Origin of the sequence: Rhizobacter sp. (assembly GCF_031412075.1) — a bacterium.
GTDB lineage: Bacteria > Pseudomonadota > Gammaproteobacteria > Burkholderiales > Burkholderiaceae_C > Rhizobacter.
This window is the reverse complement of record NZ_JANOCG010000499.1, coordinates 1-2,303: the sequence shown is the minus strand read 5'-3', so window position 1 is coordinate 2,303 and position 2,303 is coordinate 1. Positions and strand designations below refer to the sequence as shown.

At 62.4% G+C, this 2,303-nt stretch carries 3 protein-coding genes; 2 read left to right on the top strand and 1 reads right to left on the bottom strand.

Annotated features, from left to right (window positions below; all coding sequences use genetic code 11):
- Positions 1 to 148 precede the first annotated feature (148 nt).
- Positions 149 to 826: a c-type cytochrome gene (locus RMO40_RS18490; RefSeq protein ID WP_309724519.1), complete on the bottom strand. Its 678-nt coding sequence runs from the start codon at positions 824 to 826 to the stop codon at positions 149 to 151.
- Positions 827 to 978: 152 nt separating this feature from the next.
- Here RMO40_RS18490 and RMO40_RS18485 point away from each other — a divergent pair, with 152 nt between their 5' ends.
- Together RMO40_RS18485 and RMO40_RS18480 are read left to right on the top strand one after the other, a co-directional pair.
- On the top strand, positions 979 to 1,833 hold the full coding sequence (locus tag RMO40_RS18485) for an AAA family ATPase (protein WP_309724517.1): 855 nt from the start codon (positions 979 to 981) through the stop codon (positions 1,831 to 1,833).
- Positions 1,833 to 2,303 (top strand): GNAT family N-acetyltransferase (locus RMO40_RS18480; RefSeq protein WP_309724515.1); only part of this gene is annotated, 471 nt, incomplete at its 3' end. The genes RMO40_RS18485 and RMO40_RS18480, both read left to right, overlap by 1 nt.

Sequence of the window (2,303 nt, the reverse complement as noted above, 5' to 3'; positions counted from 1 at the left end):
GGGTGATCTTCTTCAGATTGGGGGGGTGGCGTTGCGGTGCGCGGTCGGCTCAAAGACTATCGACACCTGCCGTGCGAACTTGACCGGCTCGGCCCAAAACAAAAACGCCGCTGGGGTTCAGCGGCGTGTTGCGTGATTTAGAACCGTTTCAGCGGAATCGTGACTGCGGCACCGTCTGCAAATCGCTGGGCAGCGAGGCCAGGTACTGCGCCAGCAACTTCAGCTGAGCATGGGTGAAGGGCTGGGCCATGCCCATCATGATCGCGTTGGAGCGGCCCACCTGGGGGTTGTTGGTGGTCTGGTAGGCCTTGAGCGACACGTACAGGTAGTCGGCGTGTTGGCCGGCCAGCTTGGGGTAGCTGCCGTCGATCGGGCTGTTGTAGTCGGCGCCGTGGCAAGAATTGCACTTGCCTTGTTCGAGCAGCTTGGCCACCTGGTCGTTCGGTTTGACCGCAGGCGCGGCGGCGGCCACCGGAGCGGCAGCGGCACCGTCCTTGCGCTGTTGTTCGTAGAAGGCGGCCAGATCGGCCATGTCCTGGTCAGACAGCGTGGTGGCGATGGCCTTCATCGTCGGATGCTTGCGCTCGCCCTTCTTGTAGGCGTTGAGTGCAGAGACCAAATACTTGGCACCCTGGCCCGAGATCATCGGCACCTTGTGAATCTCGGGGAAGCTGGCCTGGTAGCCGTGGATGCCGTGGCACCCAATGCACAGGGCCGCCTTCTTCTGACCCGCTTGGGCGCTGGCCTTCACGTCTTGAGCGTGGGCGCTGAGGGAGGCGCCGCCAAGGGCAGCGAGGGTGATGATCGTGGAGAGCAGTTTTTTCATGATCCAGCAGAGGGCGGGTCTTTGAAGTGACCGCGAATTATAGGGAAGCCGCGCCGTGTCTTTTTGGCGTCGGCCCGGGTGTCATCTGGCGGACAGTGGCCGCAGGCACGCGCTTATATACTGACCCGACACCCCATACACCCCCCCGCCCCATGAAATTCCAAGGTTCAGAGAATTACGTCGCCACCGATGACCTGATGCTGGCGGTGAACGCGGCGGCCACGCTGAAGCGGCCCCTGCTGATCAAGGGCGAGCCCGGCACCGGCAAGACCATGCTGGCCGAGGAAGTGGCGCAGGCTCTCGGCATGCCGCTGATGCAGTGGCACATCAAATCGACCACCAAGGCGCAACAAGGCCTGTACGAATACGACGCGGTGAGCCGCCTGCGCGATTCGCAGCTGGCCGATGTGGACGGTGGGGAGCGGGTGAAAAACATCCACAACTACATCCTCAAGGGAGTGTTGTGGCAGGCCTTCACCGCCGACGAACCGGTGGTGCTGCTGATCGACGAGATCGACAAGGCCGACATCGAGTTTCCCAACGACTTGCTGCGCGAGATCGACCGCATGGAGTTCTATGTCTACGAGACACGCGAGCTCATCAAGGCGGTGCACCGCCCGCTGGTGTTCATCACCTCCAACAACGAAAAGGAGCTGCCCGACGCGTTCTTGCGCCGCTGCTTCTTCCACTACATCAAGTTCCCCGATGCGACGACGATGCAAAAGATCGTCGACGTGCACTTCCCCAAGCTGCGCAAGGAGTTGCTGGGCGCGGCGCTGAAGAATTTCTACGACGTGCGCAACCTGCCCGGCCTGAAGAAGAAACCTTCCACCTCGGAGCTGCTCGATTGGCTCAAGCTGTTGGTGGCGGAAGACATTCCGCTCGAGGTGCTGCAAAGCAAGGACGACAAGGTCTCGGTGCCGCCGCTGGTCGGCGCACTGCTCAAGAACGAACAAGACGTGTCGCTGTTCGAGAAGCTCGTGTTCATGCAGAAGCACAACCGCTGATGCAGAGGGTCGCGCCCGTCACGCTGGAGAGCGATCTCCTCCGTCTAGAACCCCTGACGCATGCGCACCTGGACGGCTTGCTCGCCGCTGCCGCCGATGGCGAACTCTGGAATCTGCGCATCACCTCGGTGCCCGAGCCGCAGGACACCGAGGCCTACATCGCCACGGCGCTGAAACAGTTTGACCAGGGCAACCGCCTTGCCTTCGCGGTGATCGACAAGACCAGCGGGCGAGTTCTGGGCAGCAGCAGCTACCACGACATCGTGCCCGCCGTGGAGCGCCTGGAGATCGGCTACACCTGGTATGCCGAGAGCGTGCAACGCAGCCACGTCAACACCACCACCAAGCTGATGCTGATGACGCATGCGTTCGAGACGCTGCGCGCAAAGCTCGTGGGCTGGCGCACCGACAACTTCAACTTCGCCAGCCAGCGTGCCATCGAGCGCCTCGGCGCCAGGCGCGATGGCGTG